Raw genomic sequence first — 21,078 nt, 5'->3', positions numbered from 1 at the left:
AATCTATGTTTAAGGAGAGGAAATTCATAATGAAGAAGTTCAGAAAAGCCATAATGGCTTTCACCATTCTTGGCTCACTGACTCTATTCTCACAGACAGATGCTGAGGCAGCCGATCAAATCTCAAACAAATGTAACTATGTATCTAAGCCTGGTGTTAATCCTGATTTAAAGACCATGAATTGTTTATTAACAGAAACCGCTTTGTCTAATGATGTCCCCCCTGAGATTGTAAAGGCGATTGCAGAGGGAGAAAGCGGAGATTGGAAACAATTTGATAGCAGCGGGAACCCTGTTATTACTGACGATAACGGCATCGGAGTTATGCAAGTTACTAATCAGTCCAATTATAGCGAGGAACGGTTAAAGGCTGATGTAGTTTATAACATTCAAGCCGGGATAGAAATTTTGGATCAAATGTTCAAAAGATCCGATCTCCCAAAAATCAATGGCGGAGAACGGGACGTGCTGGAGCATTGGTACTTTGCCATAATGGCCTATAATGGTACTAAGCCCGTAAACAGTCCCATCATCCAGGCTACAGGAGAAAGAAACACTGAAGCTTATCAGGAAAAAATTATTAGAATAATAGAGAAACTAGGATTAATCCAGCTAACTGAACTTCCTTTCAGTACGCAAGATTTTGAATATAACAGCAGCAGCAGTGAAAATATTAAATTTAATACGAAGCATTACCAATTTGATTTACCTTTCACTAAAACAAAGCATCAATTTATCACAGGCCAAATAGCTGAAACCACAACAGCTGTAAACTTAAGAAGCGAACCTACGACTGATAGCACTTCTAATGGTACCTTAACTAAAGGTGAGAGAGTGACAATCCAGGGTCATTTTGAATACGAGCAAGTTCCAGCCCGAAAAAACCACTTTGTATGGTATCCCGTAAAAAGAAGTGATGGCTCAACAGGTTATGTAGCATCCAGCTATCTTGACTTCAGATTTATAGATGTTCCTGGAGGGCATTATGCAGAAGAAGAGATCTATTATCTTGCTGATCGGAATATCCTTCGGGGAGTCAGCTATAACAGCTTCGGATTAAAACAAAATTTAACTCGCTGGCAAGCCGTTCTATTATTAGTCCGTGCAAATAATGTTTCATTAGAAGACCGGCCAGATCCAGGGTTTTCAGATGTTCCTAAAAGCTACCCTTACTACAGTGAGATTTCAGCTGCTGTAGATGAAGGCATTTTTGCAGGCAAATCAAAAACAGCCTTCAAACCGGATGATAAACTAACAAGGTCAGAAATGGCAGTACTCCTACAGCGTCTTTACAGCTTCCCGGAAACAGCTTCCCAGCATCCTTTTACTGATGTAAAGTCAAATGCCTGGTACACTGATTCGATTAATCGCATGTACAATGCTGGCATAACTGGAGGTATTACAGAGACAAAGTTTGGACCATCCGCAACGGTTACCAGAGAACAGTTTGCTGTGTTTTTAACACGTGCTGTTAACCCTAGCTATCGCTTAAAGTAATTTATTAAGAGATACCGGTTGCGTCCTCACCAAGTGATATAGAAGTGTCCCATAACAGGAGCTCGATAAGTAGCTCCTGTTTTTTTATATACTATCTATCAGCTATCTGGTCTCTAAAATTTACTCCACCGTTCCTCGCCATCATTAAAAGTATATCTAAAGTAGTTATCATTGGTGGTCCATAATACAGTCCTAATGTTAATGCTGATTCCGAGACTTTCATGAGGGGCGATTTCTACAGGTAAACAGGCTCCCCTCTTATGAGTGAAGCCTGTTCCCTTTTAATTATAAAATTTATTGAATCCAATAATTCTTCTGCCATCCAAACTTTTTATGTCATACGCTCTGACCGCTTCAAAGCACCATAAAGCGCAAGCAATCGCCCGGTCCGCAACCTCTGATAGCACAGTTAAATCTGGCCAGCTTCAAATTTTCTATCCATTGAAACTGTTATATACCTTTTCTTTCCTTTTACTCACAATATACTCATCCACATACCCCGTCCCCAGCACCACCCCAGCGACAATAAACAAAAACCCGATGATTTGCTCGAGCAGTATCGTTTCTTTTAAAAACAATACCGATCCAAGCAGGGTGAAGAACGGCATAAGGTTGTTAAAGATTGTTGTCTGGCCAGGGCCGATGTTTTGAATGGCGATATTGTAAAGGAGCTGGCCCATTCCTGTTGCCACCACACCTGATAACAGGAAGAGGATCCATACTCTTATGTCGGTTACAGCCATGCTTGAGATCCCCTCTGTGTCGATAAAAAAACTAAATAGGAACATGACGATTGATCCCGCTGTAAGCATGACAGCTGTCATAAATTTTGGATTAACGGATTGAGAGTTTCGCTTGATTAAGATAAAGCTAAAGGCCTGTGTAAGCATCGCCATAAAAATCAAAAAGTCTCCGAGGGATATTCCGCCCAGCTGTCCGCCGCCGTTCAGCACCACAAAAAGGACGCCGCCAAAACCCAGGCAGATTCCAAGCAGCCTCATTTTGGTCAGCTGGTCGTGCAGAAAGAGAATTCCGAGTATCGAGGTGGTTAATGGACTGAGCGCAAGGATGATGCCTGCATTGGAAGCGGTTGTCTCCAGCAGGCCTATGGCAAGAAACAAGTGGTGTCCCGTGACGCCCAATACGCCGGCCGATATCGTAACCAGCCACTCTTTCCTGTTCATCCTTTGCAGGTTTTTCCGCCACCAAAAGAATAGAACAAGAAGGAGCCCCCCAAGAAATATTCTGGTGCTTTGCATCAGGATAGGCGGAAAGTATTCAATTAATATTTTGATAGCCACGACATTTAATCCCCACATCATCATGACGAAGACGAGTATAAGATAGGTGCCGATCCGTGACATAGGTTTCTCTCCCTTTTAGCCAGAAAAATGCCGAATACGAATTGTATCCGGCCATTCTGGTCTATTTGTTACTTAACAATCGTGACGATGCGGTTTTTGCCGATTTGCTCTGTTTGGTATTTTTCAAAAACAGCAATATCATGTCCCGGAATGATTCGGTCTACATTTCCTCCGACCAATTCGTTGATTTTATGAATGGACATGACCTGTTCAAGATTATCCAGTCCAAGTCCCAGAGGTTTATAGTCCGTAGCGTTCTCATATGTGTACACGACATCCTGGGCAAGGGCATATGTGCCTTTTTTGGTATCAACCGTCACAGCCTGGGTCCCAAATGTATGGCCCTTGGCAGCATGGACCTTTACCCCTTTAACCACTTCAACATTATCCTCTTCGATGAGTGTCAGCCTATTCTCGGCAGCCACTTCCATCAGATCATTGATATGGTCAATATCTGTCGCCAGCCATGCCCATTCACGCACTTTGTCCGGAAGGGATAAAGAGGAAACCCAGCCATCCAGCTCCTCTTTTTGGACATAAAATTGCGCTTCAGGAAACTGATCAATATTTCCCGCATGGTCAAAGTGAAGATGGCTTAAGATAACCGTATCAATATCATTCGGTGTTAAATTAACCTTTTTCAAAACCTCAACCGGAGCTTCAATGTTTGAACCGCCGAATAATTTTGTCCAATCCTTTTGGCCATCTTCTTCATCATTCCGATAGCCGATGTCAAATAAGATATTGTGGTCTTTATTCTGAATCAAATTATAAAAGAACGGCAGATACGTAGTTCCTTGATTATGCGCCCCGTAAACCAATCCTGATTTAGGATAATCCTGGATTCCTCCATACTCAAGCAGCTTTACGCTATAGTCGCCTTTTTTCGCTGCAAAAGCACTGCCTGAAAAGATAAAAGAAAAAATCAGAGTGAAAAGTATAATGAGCTTTTTCATGCCTGCCCTTACTCCTCCTTTAATTTGCATTCAATTCATCCGTCCACATTTCAAAGAGGACACTTTTAATACCGGCATTTGCCTGGTTAGAGCGGTTGAGAAATTCATCCAAAAACTTTTTATCTTCGGTTTCAAAATACTGCTCGAAATAAGGGATGGATTCCTCATAAGTTTGAACAGACTCCAAATAGGCGGAATGAATATGCTCCATCGATTGCGGAGCATCCAGTTTATTTAGTTCCGACTCAATAAAAGTAATCTTTTCATCGGCTTCTTCCCTTACCTTTACAAGGCTTTCTTCATCTGTTCCGCCGCTTAAAAACAGGACGCCGGTTCCTGTCATCCGCAAAATCATCGTTTTTAAATCAAAATGAAGCGGCCGAATTTTCTTAGCAAATTCAAGCTCTTCCTCTGTCAGACTGTCAACAAATTCAGCATCGTTAAGCGCCTCTTCTTTTACTGTTTCGAAATTGCTGTAATCCTTTTTGGTACTCTCATCAACTGTATGGTCATGCTGAGCCTGATTCTGCAGCTGTGCAGACTCCCCTTTATTTTCAGAAGAGTCAGACACAGATGAAGATACTGAACTACATCCCGTTAGCGTCATTAGCATTATGGTTATAGTTAAAATAAATTTCAAAATGAACGCCACTCCTTGAAAAAAGCCACTGTTAGTTTATTGTGAAATCGTCTTACTGTCAGGCACAGCTACTTCTGTACCGTAAATATTGTCAATAAACTCTTGTGACATCGGTTTTGTTAACAGTGTAACCACAACCATCACGGCGGAAGCAACTAAAATGGAGTAGCCGGAAGCCGCAAAAGGATTTGTAATCGCTTCAAGGCCAGGAATCCATCCCATATACAGCACGGCATAACTGATTACACCAACACAAAACGATGTGATAGCCCCTTGTTTGTTGGCGCGCTTCCAAAGAGCTCCGATCGCAAGCGGACCTGCAAGGCCTGAAACCATCCCGCCTACGCCAATCCATAAGAACATGGCCAAGGATTGAGGAGGATTATACGCAAGTAAGATTCCCAGACCAAGACAGGCAACAACCGCTACCCTGCCAATGATTAAGGAGTTTCTTTCTACCTTTTCTTTATCCGGATTATTTTTCGCAAGCGTTTTACGGTAAAGGTCATTTGCGAAGATTTGTGAGAAAGATACAACTAATCCGTCACCTGTAGAAAGAATAGCCGATAAGACGACAACGGCCATCAGCGCTGCAGCAAATGGCGGGAATACTTCAACAAACAATGCCGGTATGACTGCGTCTGCACTTTCCAGCGTACCCGGAATTACCGCTGCACCCAGCAATCCGCCGAGTGCCATCATCGGCAACAGAGCACCGCCAATGATACAAAAGCTTAAGAATACCCTCATTTGCTTTCCATTTTTAAGTGCGAAAAACTTGTTGCCGATATGCGGCAGCACACCGAAAGGAATATGGGCGATTAAAATGAGGAACACGAGCCATGCACTGCCATAAGTGTTATGCCCTTCAATAAACAGTGTGTCCCATCCGCCCTGCGGATTTTTGGCTGTGATCGCATCATTAACAGCAGATACTCCGCCTTCTACGCCAAATCCAGTAAAGAACATAACCGTGATCATAACGGCAATAATTAACATAAGGAACCCTTGAACAGCATCCGTTAAAATATCAGAATGCGATCCGCCGAGAACCAGATAAATGCCCAGAACAATCGCTGTCAGCCAAAGCCCCGCTTGATAGCTTAAGCCCATCATCGTTTGGAACATCAGTGCAGCAGCGACCAGCTGGGAAACAATATAGAAAATAAGAAGTAAAGAGAGCAGTGCCAGCCCAACACGCAAAAATTCACTGTTAAAACGTTCTCCAACAATTTCCGGAATGGTACGGTTGCTGAATTTGTCACCCATTTGCTTGACCATTTTTGCTGTCAAAAGCATCCCGCCGTAGATGCCGATCGGATAGATCATCGGATACCATAGGCTTGGAAAACCTGAGGTATAGGCGGTCCCCGGAATACCCATGAAAGTGGATCCGGATGCCGTTGTGGCACACACGGCAAGCCCAAGAGCAATTGGTCCATAGCTTGAACGTGCTGTAGCAAAGTCATCTGCATTTTTTGTTTTCTTCATTCCTGCATAACCCAGATAAAGCATAAGTCCAATAAAGAACACCATTAAGGTCCAGGACCAAGCGATTACTGACATATACAGACCCCCCTCTTTCAATAATTAGTCGATTTTAAACATATCTGTTTTAAAAATTAAAAAACCGAGGACCACCCAGGAGCCCAAAATATAAATGGCGCCATAATGCAATACAGTCATCTTTCTCACCTCCTCAGAAAGGATTCAAAAATGACAACGCTTCCAGAATCAGCTATAGCGTCCTGCCATGCTCTCCAGCCATGAATTCAGTTCCTTCATTTTCCTGGCTTCAGCCGTTACGCCGGTTAAAGCTTCTGTGACCATCAGCGTTTTTTTGCCTGAAGATTCTTCTTTGAAAACATGATAAGGAAGATAAATCCGTTCCTTCCTGCTTAACTGATAAATGGGCGGCTTTAATGGCCTCATAAACTTAAGCACGTAATTTTCCAGTGCAAGCCTGCATTCATCATCGGCTGATTCGTCCGTTACTCTAAAAGTCAGACAGTTCTGCGGCTCAGCCTGAACCGTTTCGCAATCAGGCCAGATATCGGTTTGGGCAGCGACATTTGTTAACCCATTCACACCGATGCGAATAAGAGCTTTGCCGTCCCTAAAAACAAATCTGGGGACGGTCACCTTCCATTCATAGAACATATAAGGATAATAAAAGGTAAAAACCGGATCAGCCCGCTGACTGGCAGAGGAACCAAATAATGATCTTTTTCTTGGTTTAGTTATGATCTCATCAAGGGTAAGCCCGCTCTTTGCGGCCTGAATGGCAATGGAAGGTACATTGATAATAGCCTGAGTCATGATCTATCCTCCTTCGTATACAATGTTTTCTCAAATGGTATAAGAAACTCTGTTAATATAGCCTGCTGACTTCCACTATAGCGCTCAGCGAACTGCGGGCGGCCAGGAGCCTTCTTGGTCCATGATGCACCTTTGGGCCCCCTTTGACTCGCTTCTCCCGCTGGACATAAAAGAATCAGCACCTTGCCCGAACTCCGCTGGAAAATAAGGGAACGGGAACAATGCAACCACGTTGACCTTCCGCTCTAATCAACAGGGTTTAAATATCAATCATGCTCTACAAAAGACCCTACAAATTAATAATCACCGTCTTAAGGAAGGTCATTTCTTCAATCGCATAACGCGGCCCTTCTTTTCCGATGCCGCTATCCTTAATTCCGCCGTATGGCATGGCATCCGCCCGGAACGTCGAAGCGTCATTAATAATAACTCCGCCCGTTCTGAACTTTTTGACTGCCTTCATGGCTGTGTTGATATTGGTGGTAAAGATACCGGACTGGAGGCCATAGTTAGAGTTATTAGCCTGCTCGATGGCATCATCAATATCATCAAAAGGCATCACCGTTATAACCGGTCCGAAAATTTCCTGGCAGACCACTTTCATCTCGTGGTTTACATCGCTTAAAACCGTAGGCGTTACAATGGCCCCGTCCTGTTTTCCGCCGGTGATCACTTTAGCGCCTTGTGAAACAGCTTCATGGATCCATGCCACGACTCGATCCGCTTCCTTTTTACTGATCAGCGGCCCAATATTTGTTTCTGCATCCAGCGGATTGCCTACCTTTAATTGCTCTGTCTCCGCTTTCAGCTTATCAAGGAATTGGTCATATACTTGTGAATGAACGAGTATCCTTTGAACGGAAATACACGCTTGGCCGGCAGTATTGAAGCCCTTTAACACGCACATTTTTGCAGCCAAATCAAGGTCGGCATCATGATGAACAATATTTGGAGAGTTGTTCCCAAGTTCAAGCGATACAGGGCGCAGTCCGCTGTTTTCTTTAATATAGCGGCCTACCTCTGCACTTCCGGTAAACGTATATTTGGCAATTCGCTCATCCTCAAGCAGCCACCCGCCTACTTTTGATCCGGAGCCGCATACGAGGTTCACGTATCCGGAAGGGAGCCCAGCTTCTTTTAAAATACTCATTAAATGATAAGCCGAAGTGGCTGTATCAGAAGCCGGCTTCCATACAACCGTATTTCCGGAAGCAATGGCAGGGCCAACTTTATGGCAAGCAAGGTTGAACGGAAAGTTGAATGGAGTAATGGCTCCTATTACGCCAAGCGGTGCACGGACCGCATAGCCCATCCGGTTTTCTGCTCCCGGGCTTGCTGAAATGGGAATCACTTCACCGTCAATCCGTTTTGCTTCTTCTGAAGATAAAGTGAGCGTTTGGATGGCGCGGTCCACTTCTCCCCGGGCATCGGTAATGGTCTTCCCGACTTCTCTTGATAAAGTCAAGGCCACTTCCTCTTTTCGCTCTTTTAAAATCTCTGCCGCACGCTTTAATATTTCATAACGCTGATAGGGTGTTAGCTGATCTTGATCAAAAGTCTTTTGGGCAATGGCTACAGCCTGATTGACATGCTCTTTGTCCGCCTTTGCTACATTGGCAATCACTTCACCTGTATATTTATCTAGTACGGCAAACTCTGAATCTGTGAAAATTTCCTGATCTCCTATGATAAGTCCTTTTCTTTCTGCAGTTGTTTGATCGGTTGGCATACGAATTCCTCCTTTAATAAGCTTTTTTCTTAACTTTAGAATTCTATTACTCTCTTACTTTTCCGCAGCTACCCTAACCGGCAGCACGATCGAAGCACGCGTTACTTCTCTTGAAGCAGATTTATCAAGTGCTTCCTGAATGTTGTCAAATTCAAAATCACCGTCAATCATATTGGCAAATGGATATTTATCGATATTTTTTGAAAGGAACTGAAGGGCCTTATCCAAGTACCAAGGGTCGTAACGGACAATTGGTTTTATCTCAATCGATTTACGCGTCAGCAAGCCAGGATCAAAGTCTGCGAACTTACCTGGGGATACATTCCCAATCGACACATACTTCCCGCCGCTTCGCACCAGATGGATTCCTTCAAGGAAAGCAGATGGAACACCGCTCAACTCGATCCCGATGTCAGCGCCCAGCCCATCTGTAAGCTCTCGAACTGCTGCTGCCCGTTTTTCGGTTGTATCGTACTCTGAAATGCTAATGGTATGGTCAGCACCGAATTTCTTGGCCATTTCCAGTCTGGATTCGACTGCATCAATGATAATGACCGTAGCTCCTTTTTCCTTCGCTACTGCAGTCGCATTTAGCCCTAAGCCGCCTGCTCCTTGAATGACAATCGTGTCACCATACGTAATGCCTGCTTTATCAAGGCCAAAATATACCTGTGATAACGCACAGTTTGCACTGGCTGCCGCAATATCAGGCACATTGTCAGGAACTTTATAGAAGTACATATCAGGGTGAATATAATAATGGGAGGAAAATGTTCCATGAAAATGCGGTGCTTCCTCCGGATCTTTATTCCAGAAGCTGTAAGCGTTCTCACAAAGGTGCAAATGACCTTTTAAGCACATACTGCACTTGCGGCAAGTCCGGTAGTATACCGTTGCAATACGGTCCCCCTCTTTAATCGGGCGGCCGGCATAGTCTGTTGTCACACCCTCACCAAGCTTATCGACAACCCCAACCATTTCATGGCCCAAAACGCCTTTTTTCTTTGTTGGGTGTTCCCCGCGCCAAATATGTAATTCAGATCCGCATACATTTGTACGAGTGACACGCAGCAGAACCGCTCCCTTTTCCGGCTCAGGCAAATCAAACTCGCGAAACTCCATCTTCATCGGTTCAACCATTACAGAAACTTTCCCTTTCATAAAAAAATCCCCTTTCTCCATATAAAATTTTAGGCTATCCTTAATGAATGCAAGTACCGTGCCAATTATAAATACATGTAATAATTGGATTTTGGATACATCAACGTTGCAAAAATACAATATATTTAAAATATTCGGATTTATTTATAGGTTAAAATGCTAATGTACAGGCGTACTTAAGGAAATTGCATTTATGCAACACACATTGCAAAAGTACAACCATCAGACAAAAGGATGAGATATACCACCTGCCCATGATAAAAATCGGGCCAATAATCCTAACTTAAACGAAAGCTCTGTTAAATGGCCTGTTGATTTCCGCTTCAGGCACTCCCTTTCCGCGGGNNAATCAACAGGGTGCTAAAAACAACAATAAGCTTTAACAGAGCTAAACAAAAAAAGAGAAGTGCGTCAACACTTCTCTTTCGACAAAATTCGGGTGGTACCTGGTACTCACAGTATTACCAGCGAGCAGTCAGCATCTTCCTTCTTGTATAAAACTCCACTCCATCTGTTCCGTTGGCATGGAGGTCTCCGTAGAAGGAGTTTTTCCAGCCGGAGAATGGGAAGAAGGCCATTGGCGCCGGGACGCCGATGTTGACGCCAAGCATGCCGACTTCGATGTTTTCTCTGAAGTAGCGGACGCTGCTTCCGCTGTCAGTGAATAGGCATGCACCATTTCCGAAGTCTGATTTGTTTGTAAGCTCGATTGCTTCTTCAAGGTTTTTCACGCGCACAACAGAAAGGACCGGTGCGAAGATTTCTTCTTTCCAGATTTTCATGGATGGGTCCACATTGTCAAAGATCGTTGGTCCAATGAAGTATCCATTTTCATGGTAAGCTTCGTCTTTGCGGCCATCGCGTACAAGGGAAGCTCCTTCTTTTTCACCGATTTCAATATAGCTGCTTGTGCGCTCTTTATTTTCCTGGCGGATGACTGGCCCCAAGAATACATCTTCGTCCAATCCATTTCCGATTGTCAGCTGGTTTGCCTGCTCATTAAGTCTTTGCACAAGCTCATCAGCAATCGAATCTACTGCTACAACTACAGAGCAAGCCATACATCTTTCTCCTGCTGAACCGTAAGCAGCCGCGATAATTTCCTTAACAGCGATATCCATATCAGCATCAGGTAACACAATGGAGTGGTTCTTTGCACCAGCAAGCGCCTGAACACGTTTGCCGTTAGCTGTTGCTGATTTGTAGATATACTCGGCAACCGGCTGGGATCCAACGAATGAAATGGCCGGTACATCTTTATGGTCAATCAGGCTGTTTACAACATCATGTGCACCGTGAACGATATTGAATACGCCTGCTGGAAGGCCTGCTTCTGTGAAAAGCTCTGCCAGGCGGTTAGCCAGGATTGGTGTTCTTTCAGATGGCTTTAATACAAATGTGTTTCCGCACGCAATCGCAAGCGGGAACATCCAGCAAGGAACCATCATCGGGAAGTTGAAAGGCGTGATCCCGCCAATGACGCCAACAGGATAGCGGTACATGCCTGATTCAATATTAGTCGCAATGTCCGGAAGCTGCTTACCCATCATGAGGGATGGAGCTCCTGCTGCAAATTCCACACATTCAATTCCGCGCTGAACCTCGCCATACGCTTCTTTATAGTTTTTGCCGTTCTCCTGTGTAATTAATTTCGCAAGCTCGTCCCAGTTATCTACTAATAACTGCTGATATTTAAATAGAATTCTTGCTCTCTTTGGAACCGGCGTTTTGCTCCAGGTTTTAAAAGCTTCTTTTGCTGCCTGAACGGCTGCATCTACATCTTCACGCGTTGAAATCGGTGTGCGTGCCAATTCTTCACCAGTTGCCGGGTTTGGAACTGCTTCAAATTTATCTGTTTTTGCATCTACCCATTCACCGTTAATAAAGTTTTTTAATACCTTTGTTGTTGTCGTTGTCATAAGTAAAATCCCCTTTCAAAATTAGAAATCTATAAATCACCTAAAACTGGATTTTTAAAAAACGGAATATAAGATCACGGCCAGGATTAATACAGCCGTTGGCATTGCTACACTTAGAATAAAAATCGGCCAGTAGGAACGTTTATGGGTTTCACCGCAAATTGCCCGAATAGTGGTAACGACGTATCCGTTATGCGGAAGTGAATCCAATCCGCCTGAAGCCAGAGCCGAGATTCGGTGCATCGAACCAGGGTCCAGACCTTGAGACATATACATTGGCGCCAAAATGGGAAGCGCAATTCCCAGACCGCCTGAAGCGGATCCGGTGATCCCGCAAATGAGTGTAACGGCTATTGCCAAGCCCATTAGCGGAGGTCCCGGGATATTGACCAAAGCATCTACAAAGGTTCCAAATGCTGCTACTTGTGCAGCAACACTGCCAAACCCTACAACCGCACAGGTATTCGCGGCGGCTACTAAAGCATCCTGCGCACCCTTTGCTAGTGCTTCCCAGAAACCAACCAAATATTTAATCATCAATACACATGCCAGAATGATTCCGCTCGACAAGGAAATCAGCGCCGCTGCAGTTGAAGAAGTGAAATTGGCGGCTGTGTTTAAGATCGCAATAACGGCCGCTAACGGCAATATCGCCATAATCACATGCGGATAGTCTTTCCCAGCAGGAGCAGCGTCTGGTCTTTGCATAGCCAGCTCTGCCTCAAGAGCTGCAGCCGATTCATTGGCTGCACTTGGCGGCTGATTTGGCAGGGAGAATACCTCTCCATTTTTAACCGCTTTTTTCACCATTCTGCTGAGCAGCATCCCGCCCACAACCATGATCAAGAGTGCCATTAACACCCCGATGATTCCGCCGGCAGTCGGCTTTGTTCCGAAAAATTCGGTCGGAATCAGGTTTTGGATTTCCGGTGAGCCCGGAGCTGTCATCGTAAAGGATATCGATCCAAACACTAATGCCGCCGGGATAAAACGGTGCGGCAGATTCGCCACTCTAAATAGAGAAACCGCAATGGGATAAACGGCAAAGCCTACGACAAACAAACTGACGCCTCCATATGTCATAATTGCCGCTGCAGCCACGACAGCAAATACGGCTCTGGATGGGCCAAGCGTATCCTTCACCCAATTCGCAATACTATCAGCTGCTTTCGTCACCTGCATAATTTTTCCGAAAATCGCTCCCAGTAAAAAGATTAGGAACCAGGAGTAAAAATACTTTGTAAAGCCTGTCATATAATGCTCTGTCAGGGCAGTCTCAAGGTTTAATCCCCCTGTAAGAGCCACCACAACCGCACTAATGATGGCGGCTATAATAATATTAATGCCTTTCATAGTCAGATACATTAATAGAAGCAGTGAAGCGATTAACCCAAGCATTCCGATCATCTGTTATTTCCCCCGTCCCCTGTTAGACTTTCTCTGTTTCAGAGGAAAATTGATAATCATAGCAAACATGATAGAGCTCTTCCAGTTCGCTTTGAGTTGGCACTCTTGGGTTGTTGCCCGGGCTGCCGCTGTCAATTGCGTCTGCTGCCATTTTTCCTACAGCCGTCTTAAACGCTTCTTGATCAATTCCCCATCCTCTTAAGTTAGGAATATTTAATTTCAGGCACAGGTCTTTAACAGACTGAACGGCAATCTCAGCCGCTTCCTCGTTGGAAAGGCTTTCATTGTCAGGCTGAAAAATTCTGCCGATATCAGCTAGCCGATCCACACATGCTTCCTGGCTGAATTCTAAAACGGCCGGCAAAAGCATCGCATTTGAGATACCATGCGGCACATGGAATAAAGCGCCAATTGGACGGCTCATGCCATGCACTAGGCATACAGAAGCATTTGAAAACGCCATTCCAGCTTGAAGAGATCCAAGACTCATCGCCTCACGGGCATCGACATTGTCTCCTTCATTGTAAGCGGTTAAAATATTATCCACGATCAGCTTCATAGCCGATATCGCCATTGTGTCTGTCATCGGATGAGCTTTTTTGGAAAGGTAAGCTTCGACCGCATGACTTAGTGCATCCACCCCGGTTGCTGAAGTAACATTCTTCGGTGAAGATACCGTCAGCAGCGGATCAACAATCGCTACGCTTGGCATAAAAGCAGGCTGCTTGATCATCATTTTCACATCATTGGATGAGTTCGTGATGACCGTTACATCTGTCGCCTCAGAGCCTGTACCTGCTGTCGTCGGGATCGCAATGTGAGGAACTGGTGCATGCTGGGCCAGCTTCTTCCCTCCCATATAATCGCCAATAAAGCTGCCGTTGGTTGCAAGGACCGCTATCGCCTTTGCTGTATCGATACAGCTGCCGCCTCCTACTGAGATGACCAGATCACATTGTTCTTTTTGGAAAAGCTCCAATGCTTCTGCTACATACTCATCTGTCGGTTCAGAGGCTACCCCAAGATAAACCTCGCTTTGAACACCCTCTTCTTGAAGATAAGTTCTGCATTCACTTACATATCCAAGCTGATCCATTATTTTATCACTGATAATTAATGCCTTTTTCCCTCTTAGTGCCGCTTCAGCTCCAACCTTTTCAAAAGAGCCTCTACCATAAAAAATCGCTTCCGGCACCCGGAAAACTGCTGGTTTCTCCATTGAGCATTCCACCCCTTTTGTTCTGTTACTACTATACTTGCAAGGAGCGTGCCAACTTTGAAAACCTATTAAAATCAGGGTTTTTGAATTTCAATAGTGTAGTCACTACACTACAGTTGTAGATTTTTTGTAGCGGAACCCCTACACTACATTCACGAAATTCCGTGCTTTTTCAGCTTTTGGTAAAGAGTCGTCCGGTGGATTCCCAGCAAATCCGCTGCCTTCGATTTATTCCCGCCCGCTTTTCTTAAGGCATCGAGAATTAATTCTGATTCTCTTTGGTTCCCGAGAAACCGGGCTTCTTCTATGGATCCGACAGCTGATGGGGTTTCTTTCACTTTTTTAATAGAAGGTTCTGCCCTTTTCAGCATTTCCGGCAAATGATGATAATCAATGACCTTCCCATCCACAAGCGTCACCAGCTGCTCAACCGTATTCACCATCTCGCGAATATTCCCTCTCCACGGATGCTGCACAAAAGCGTTCACTGCCTCAGATGTAAATAGTTTTCCAGGTGTCTTGTACCGTTCACAGATTTCTCTCAAATAATGAACCAGCAGAACCGGGATGTCCTTTTTTCGTTCGCGCAGCGGCGGGATGTGGAGCTGAATGATGTTAAGCCGGTAGTATAAGTCCTCCCGGAATTCCCCGTCTTCGATCATTTGTTTGAGGTCACGGTTTGTCGCCGCAATGACTCTGACATTGATTTGATATTTTTTTACACTGCCTACCCGTTCTGCTTCCTTTTCCTGAAGGACCCGCAGCAGTTTCGTTTGCATGACGAGCGGCATTTCCCCGATTTCATCCAGAAAAATCGTGCCGTTATCAGCCAATTCAAATTTCCCCGGCTTACCGCCTTTTTTCGCACCGGTAAACGCCCCTTCTTCATATCCAAACAGCTCGGATTCGAATAAATGCTCAGGAATGGCGCCGCAGTTGACGCTAATAAACGGCCCGGTCGAGAATGGGCTTAAGTGGTGAATGCTTTTGGCGAACATCTCTTTTCCCGTTCCGCTTTCACCGGTGACCAGTACAGTAGCCGCGGTTCTTGCCGCCTTTCGTGCCAGCCGCTTAACCTCCGTGATTCCCTCGCTCGTCCCAATAATTTGATCAAGGGTAATCCGGCTGTCGCTTTCCTTTTTCTTTGTTAACAGATCCGGGTTTGCTGTTTGGTTTTCCTGCAGCTTTTCATAGATTTTATAAACCTCGGTTACCCCTTCAAAAATCAGCATCCCGATGGCGCCGGCAATTCGGCCTTCCTTCCAGATTGGAATCCGGTGCACCACCATGTCATGGCCTTGAATGTTTTGCAGCACCCCGCGTTCCGCAACCCCGGTTTTCACGGTCTCATGGAGATGAGTGTTATCAATTACTTCAGTCACATGCCTGCCGATCGCATCCTCCCGTTTGATTCCGGTAAAACGGCTGTACGCCTCATTGAACTCCTGAAGGATGCCATTTTCATCCACAACCGCTATTCCCTCATACGCACTTTCCAAAATGGCACCAAGAGCACCGGCCGAATTATGCTGCTGCTTAAGTCTATAAATATATTTGGAAAGGCCATCAAGAATATCCCTAGTGGTCAGGATGCCAAGCAGCTTCCCATCCTCCCCCATAACCGGCAGCTGATCATACGGAAGCGATAACACATCCAGAATGGAATCATCCGGCCGAACAGCAGGCAGATTCGATTTCGGAATGCTGCCAATCAGATCGTCTCGCCGATTGCCCTGCGCAAAATAATTGAGCAGCTTTCTCGAAGTAATCATCCCAACCAAACGATTGGTTTCATCTACAACAGGCAAGCTATCCAGGCGAAGCTGCACCATCATTTTCGAAGCTTCTTGCAAAGTTTGACCCGGCTGAATGCAATAAGGACTGGGTGTCATCCAATTTTTCACATGGAAGAGTTCATCACTATGTAGATCATGATTTTTTTCAGAAACAACTTGAGGCATGTCGGATCCCTCCGTCAGTCTTAATTTTCTAAATTATAACACTCTTTGGGAGCGGTAAAAACTGGCGGGTATTGACAAGGATACGGGTAAGTTGTGAGTCAGTCTGAGAAAAATGCAAATAAACCAACATTGTTCAGCTTCACCTATATACAAGAAATGTTGCTCTGATAAATTTGGCCTGTTGATTTCCGCTCCAGGCACTCGCTTTCCGCGGGCGGTCCGGGAGCCTCCTCGGCGCATTCGCGCCTGCGGGGTCTCCCTTTGACTCGCTTCTCCCGCAGGAGTCTCGTGCCTTCCGCTCCAATCAACAGGGTGCTAAAATCAAAAAATCAGCTTTCACACAGCTAAAAAGAAAGACAGAGAGCATTTCCCCTCTGTCTTTCTGCAAAGCTTTTTAGAAAATCGAGAACAACACAACTGCTAAAATAACACCCAGGATCGGCACAACAACTGTCAGTGCACCAAATGCAGGGTATGCATCCTTATGAGACTCACCGGCAATCGCACGAATCGTGGTCACAACGTATCCGCCATGCGGCAGGGAATCAATCGATCCGGATGAAATCGCCACAACACGATGGAGCTCGTCTGCATTAACACCCATATCAAGATAATGCGGTGCAAGGAGCGGCAGGGCAATGGATTGTCCACCCGATGCAGACCCAGTCAGTCCTGCAATGACAGCGACCGCAAGAGCTCCGCCGATTAATGGACTTCCCGGAATGCCTGTCATTACATCAACCGCACTTGCAAAGGCAGGAGTCGCTTTTGCTACACCGCCAAAGCCGACAACCGCGGATGTATTGGCAATCGCGATTAAGGCACCAATTGTTCCTTCCGATACAGCTCCCCATACATTTGCAAAGTACTTCCGGTTAAGAAAATAGGTAGCAAAGCAGCCGCTTAACAACGCAATGATTAGGGCTGACTGTGCCAATGAATCATGGAAAATAAATGAGATCACAAGAACAACCAGCAATGGAATCATGCTTAACATCGGGCTTGGCAAGTTTTCGCGGACCAAGGTAGAATCGGTTTCCCTTGCCTCAAATTTTTCACCATTGCGGATAGCCTTATTGATCATTTTCTTTAGCCACCAATAACCAAACGCCATCATGAAAACAGCGACAATCAAGCTGACTTCCCATGCTGCGTATGGGGAGGTTCCCAAGAACTCAATCGGAATCCAGTTCTGGATTTCCGGAGAACCGGCTGATGTCATCGTAAACGTAGTCGAACCGAAGGCAAGAGCTGCCGGTATAAACCTTCTTGGCAGGTTGGCTTCCTTAAATAGGCTCAATGCCATTGGATAAACGGAGAACGCAACGACAAACAAACTTACGCCGCCATACGTTAAGACTGCACAGGCAATAACCACGGCTAAAGCTGCCCGCTTCATGCCAATTTTGTCAATAATCCATTTGGAAACGCTGTCCGCTGCTCCGCTGTCCTCCATTAATTTTCCGAAAATCGCACCAAATAAGAACATCAGGTACCAGGACGTAATAAACCCGGCAAATCCATTCATATAGTTGGTTAGAAAATTGACCTCACCTTCACCTGCAAGCTGAGGAAAAATCGGTAATCCGCTGAATATTGCAACAATAAATGCTGCAAGAGGGGCAGCAAGCAGCAGGTTCATCCCTCTCATTGTGAGAATGATTAGCAGTGCAATGCCCCCAAGCAATCCAATCATACTTAGCATAAAATCCTCCTATCCCGAAAACCCTGCCTTCTCTCCGTCACCTTCTGTCCTTTACGGATCCTCTTTCAACCAAATGCCCTTCTACTCTTTGGATCTCAGGAGTTTCTGTATCTCCTGTAATATGCTCCAGCAGCAGGTGAATGGAATCATCGACCATTTCATCAATCGGCTGATGCCAGGTGGTTAATTCATAGGATGACCAATCTGCCATCGCCACATTGTCAAAGCCTATGACTGAAATATCCTCGGGAATTCGGATTCCCTGTTTTTTCAAATAATCCATCGCACCAAACGCCGATATATCATTTGCACAGAAGATGGCGTCTATCTTTTTATCACGTTCCAGCAGTCTTTGGGCTGCTGCAAATCCTCCTTCATAGGAATAATGACCGTTTTCTATTAAAAAGGAAGAGATGCCGTGTTCAGCCAAGGCTTCCTGGAAGCCATTTTTCCGATCAACTGTTGTTGATGTATTCATCGGTCCGGAGATAAAGGCGAGATTTTCATGTCCTTTTTCTAGTAGGTAGTGCCCAATCCTTTTCCCGGCAGCAAAGTTATCGCATACAACAGCACTGCTTAAGGAATCGTTCACATATCGGTTAAACAGGACGACCGAGATGCCATTGCGGGTGAATTTCTGTACAGTCGAAGAGGTCAAAAGCGCATCCGTGATGATGGCTCCCTCTACGCTGTATTCAATTAAATGGCTCACTTCGTCTTCTTGGATTTCATTATTCTGGGAGTTGATAAACATCACCTTATACCCTTTTTCCGCCAGCCTGCTGTAAAACTTATCAAGGACTTCCGGATAAAAAGGGTTCTGGATATTCCGCATTACTACGCCTATGATGCGGGACTGGTTCGTGATCAGGCCGCGTGCAATGGCATTCGGCTGATAGCCCAGCTGTTCGGCAGCCTCCAGAATAAGCTTTTTCTTTTTCGATGAGATACTTGAATTTTCACTAAAAGCCCTGGATACGCTCGATTGCGAAACACCAGCCAATCGAGCGACATCCACTGCTGTCACTTTTTTATTTTTCAAAGCATGTTCCTCCTGCCTGAATCTAGACAGAGAAATTATAACAGATTCCGCTTACTTTACGAGGCTGCCGTAGCGCTTCACGCGAAGATCGGCCTGTGCCTGGTGTCCCTTAAAGCCTTCAAGATCACATAGACGGGAAGCATATTCACCGATCATGGCACTCGCTTCAGGCGTTGTTCTCTGGTATGTGCACGTTTTCAGGAACTTTCCAACCCATAGTCCGCCAGTGTAGCGGGCAGCTTTTTTCGTTGGAAGCGTGTGGTTGGTGCCGATGACTTTATCTCCATATGCTACATTCGTTTCAGGCCCAAGGAAGAGCGCACCGTAGTTTGTCATGTTTTCAAGGAAGTAGTTTGGATCTTCTGTTAAAACTTCTACGTGTTCATAAGCCAATTTATCCGCTTCCACCACTGCTTCTTCCAGGCTGTCTACAAGAATGATGGAACCGTAATCCTTCCATGCTGCACCTGCAACATCAGCTGTTGGCAATGTTTCCAGCTGGCGCTCGATTTCTGTTACGGTTTCATTCGCTAATTTCTCTGAAGTTGTAATCAGACATGCCGGAGAGTTCGGACCATGCTCAGCCTGTCCTAAAAGATCTGTTGCAATCATTTCCGCATCGGCTGTTTCATCCGCAATGACAAGAACCTCTGTTGGGCCTGCGAACAGGTCGATTCCGACTCTTCCGTACAATTGGCGCTTTGCTTCTGCAACAAACGCATTTCCTGGTCCAACTAGCATATCAACCGGTTCGATTGTTTCTGTTCCAATTGCCATTGCACCCATTGCCTGGATTCCACCCAGAAGGTAAATTTCGTCAGCGCCTGCAAGATGCATCGCTGCAACCGTCGCAGAAGGGATTTCCCCTTTAATCGGAGGCGTGCAGGCAATCACGCGCTTAACGCCCGCCACTTTAGCTGTCAAAACACTCATATGGGAGGAAGCAACCATTGGATAGCGTCCGCCAGGAATATAGCAGCCCACACTGTTTACCGGAACATTTTTATGGCCAAGGAACACACCAGGCAATGTTTCTACTTCAATATCCTGCAATGCTGCTTTTTGATGTTCAGCGAAATTGCGGATTTGTTCCTGCGCAAATTTGATATCGTTGATCGTCTGTTCAGGTACAGATGCAACAATTTCCTTGATTTGCTCTTCAGATAGTCTGAATTGTTCCGGTGACCACTTATCAAACTGCTCGGAAAGCTTGCGAACCTCTGCATCTCCGTTTTCTTCGATATTTTTAAGAATCGCACTTACCGATTCTCTTACTTTTACATCTGCTTCCTGTACCTCTTGATCGTTCTTGCCTTGTTTTAAGAAAGTTGCCATTTTGTATCACTCCTGTTTTATATTTTGAATACGTATGCAAAAATCAGTAAAAATTAGATGGCTGTCCAGCCGCCGTCTACTTTAATCGTATCGCCTGTAATAAACTTTGATAGATTGGAAGAAAGGAATAGAGTTGCTGCAGAAACATCCTGAGCCTCAGCCAGCTTTCCCAGCGGAATCCTGCCGTAGACTTCTTTTTCGAATTCCTTATCCTCGAACATCCTGGCAGTCAGTTCCGTCTCGATGAAGGTTGGAGCCACTGCATTGACATTAATGCCATGGGATGCCCACTCAACCGCAAGTGCTTTTGTCAGCTGAACCATTCCTCCCTTGCTGGCACAATAAGCGGCGCGTTTGTAATAGCCGACAAAGGCCATCTGGGAAGCAATATTGACAATCTTGCCGGATTGATTCGAAATCATGTATTCGGCTGCTTTCTGGCTGCAGAAAAAGGCTGCTTTCAGGTTTGTATCGAGCGTGAGGTCCCAATCCTCTTCCGTTACTTCCATGGCAGGCTTAGCCCGGTTAATTCCCGCGTTATTGACCAGTACATTGAGAGAGCCCATATAATCCACTGCCGCTTCTGTCATTCTTTTAATCTCTGAAACATTGTTCAAATCAGCGGAAACGTAATAGCTGCTGCTGTTTATTTTTTTCAACTCATCGGTTGTCTGCTGGAGAGCCTCTTCGTTTCGTCCTACAATTACAACCTTCGCTCCGTTTTTGGCAAAAGAAAGGGCGATATCCCTACCGATTCCCTTGCTTCCGCCCGTTACAATCACTGATTTATTCTCAAGATCGGGAAAGTTCCTCATACCATTCCTC

General features: G+C 45.3%; 16 protein-coding genes. 1 reads left to right on the top strand and 15 read right to left on the bottom strand.

Features of this window, described 5'->3' with window-relative positions:
- The first annotated feature begins 29 nt into the window (after positions 1-29).
- Positions 30-1,496 carry an S-layer homology domain-containing protein gene (locus tag J7I93_RS04475; protein WP_214723723.1) on the top strand — a complete coding sequence of 489 codons (1,467 nt, stop codon included), beginning with the start codon at positions 30-32 and terminating at the stop codon, positions 1,494-1,496.
- Positions 1,497-1,930: 434 nt separating this feature from the next.
- Here the strand turns inward: J7I93_RS04475 and J7I93_RS04470 are convergent, their stop codons facing one another.
- From J7I93_RS04470 to J7I93_RS04400, 15 genes are all read right to left on the bottom strand, one after another.
- On the bottom strand, positions 1,931-2,860 hold the full coding sequence (locus J7I93_RS04470; RefSeq protein WP_214723721.1) for a DMT family transporter: 930 nt from the start codon (positions 2,858-2,860) through the stop codon (positions 1,931-1,933).
- Positions 2,861-2,928: 68 nt separating this feature from the next.
- Positions 2,929-3,816 (bottom strand): N-acyl homoserine lactonase family protein, encoded by an 888-nt coding sequence (locus J7I93_RS04465; RefSeq protein ID WP_214723719.1) that lies wholly within the window; start codon positions 3,814-3,816, stop codon positions 2,929-2,931.
- Between the two features lie 19 nt (positions 3,817-3,835).
- Entirely contained in the window at positions 3,836-4,456 is a 621-nt protein-coding gene (locus J7I93_RS04460; protein WP_214723717.1) for a hypothetical protein, read from the bottom strand.
- Positions 4,457-4,492: 36 nt separating this feature from the next.
- Positions 4,493-6,022 (bottom strand): sodium:solute symporter family protein, encoded by a 1,530-nt coding sequence (locus J7I93_RS04455; protein ID WP_214723715.1) that lies wholly within the window; start codon positions 6,020-6,022, stop codon positions 4,493-4,495.
- Positions 6,023-6,190: 168 nt separating this feature from the next.
- Positions 6,191-6,775: a hypothetical protein gene (locus tag J7I93_RS04450; RefSeq protein WP_214723713.1), complete on the bottom strand. Its 585-nt coding sequence runs from the start codon at positions 6,773-6,775 to the stop codon at positions 6,191-6,193.
- Positions 6,776-7,064: 289 nt separating this feature from the next.
- Entirely contained in the window at positions 7,065-8,504 is a 1,440-nt protein-coding gene (locus tag J7I93_RS04445; RefSeq protein ID WP_214723711.1) for an aldehyde dehydrogenase family protein, read from the bottom strand.
- A 54-nt stretch (positions 8,505-8,558) separates the two neighbouring features.
- On the bottom strand, positions 8,559-9,665 hold the full coding sequence (locus tag J7I93_RS04440; protein WP_214723709.1) for a zinc-binding dehydrogenase: 1,107 nt from the start codon (positions 9,663-9,665) through the stop codon (positions 8,559-8,561).
- Positions 9,666-10,126: 461 nt separating this feature from the next.
- Positions 10,127-11,584 carry a CoA-acylating methylmalonate-semialdehyde dehydrogenase gene (locus J7I93_RS04435; protein ID WP_214723707.1) on the bottom strand — a complete coding sequence of 486 codons (1,458 nt, stop codon included), beginning with the start codon at positions 11,582-11,584 and terminating at the stop codon, positions 10,127-10,129.
- Positions 11,585-11,638: 54 nt separating this feature from the next.
- Complete coding sequence (locus J7I93_RS04430; protein WP_214723705.1) at positions 11,639-12,991, bottom strand: GntP family permease; 1,353 nt, start codon at positions 12,989-12,991, stop codon at positions 11,639-11,641.
- Between the two features lie 22 nt (positions 12,992-13,013).
- Complete coding sequence (locus tag J7I93_RS04425; protein ID WP_214723703.1) at positions 13,014-14,210, bottom strand: iron-containing alcohol dehydrogenase; 1,197 nt, start codon at positions 14,208-14,210, stop codon at positions 13,014-13,016.
- A 152-nt stretch (positions 14,211-14,362) separates the two neighbouring features.
- Positions 14,363-16,171 carry a sigma 54-interacting transcriptional regulator gene (locus J7I93_RS04420; protein ID WP_214723701.1) on the bottom strand — a complete coding sequence of 603 codons (1,809 nt, stop codon included), beginning with the start codon at positions 16,169-16,171 and terminating at the stop codon, positions 14,363-14,365.
- A 394-nt stretch (positions 16,172-16,565) separates the two neighbouring features.
- Entirely contained in the window at positions 16,566-17,876 is a 1,311-nt protein-coding gene (locus J7I93_RS04415) for a GntP family permease (RefSeq protein ID WP_214723699.1), read from the bottom strand.
- 37 nt (positions 17,877-17,913) lie between these two features.
- Entirely contained in the window at positions 17,914-18,918 is a 1,005-nt protein-coding gene (locus J7I93_RS04410) for a LacI family DNA-binding transcriptional regulator (RefSeq protein ID WP_214723697.1), read from the bottom strand.
- 51 nt (positions 18,919-18,969) lie between these two features.
- Positions 18,970-20,253, bottom strand: a complete 1,284-nt coding sequence (gene hisD / locus J7I93_RS04405) for a histidinol dehydrogenase (RefSeq protein WP_214723695.1) — start codon at positions 20,251-20,253, stop codon at positions 18,970-18,972.
- A gap of 53 nt (positions 20,254-20,306) precedes the next feature.
- Positions 20,307-21,068, bottom strand: a complete 762-nt coding sequence (locus J7I93_RS04400) for an SDR family NAD(P)-dependent oxidoreductase (protein WP_214723693.1) — start codon at positions 21,066-21,068, stop codon at positions 20,307-20,309.
- Positions 21,069-21,078 lie beyond the last annotated feature (10 nt).

The organism is Bacillus sp. ISL-47 (assembly GCF_018613175.1).
Classification (GTDB): Bacteria; Bacillota; Bacilli; order Bacillales; family Cytobacillaceae; genus Cytobacillus.
Note: the sequence above shows the minus strand (reverse complement) of the source record. Positions and strands in the feature narration are given on the sequence as shown.